Below are 301 nucleotides of genomic sequence, written 5' to 3' on the forward strand. Positions count from 1 at the left end.
GCTGAGCGCGATATACAGCAGGGCAACAAAGCTGAAGACCTCAAGGCCGCGATAGGTCGCCATAGAAGACTGGTTGGCATAGAAGGTCATTTCGGAAACACCGATTGTCGAGGCAATGGCCGTGTCTTTCAAAAGACCAATGGCATAGGTTGCCATTGCAGGCAGTGCCACGCGGATAAGCTGCGGCATGATCACATCAATCCACATGCGGAAAGGATGCATGCCGAGCGCTGCAGCGCCCTCCCACTGGCCGCGATGGATGGATAAAAGCGCGCCGCGATAAATCTCCGCCATATAGGCG

Annotated in this window: 1 protein-coding gene; it reads right to left on the reverse strand. The window is 55.5% G+C overall.

Annotated features, from left to right (window positions below; all coding sequences use genetic code 11):
- The coding region (locus HBA93_RS20405; protein WP_221724490.1) for an ABC transporter permease subunit at nt 1-301 on the reverse strand (301 nt) is incomplete at both ends.

Origin of the sequence: Ochrobactrum sp. SFR4 (genome assembly GCF_019730395.1) — a bacterium.
Taxonomy (GTDB): domain Bacteria; phylum Pseudomonadota; class Alphaproteobacteria; order Rhizobiales; family Rhizobiaceae; genus Pseudochrobactrum.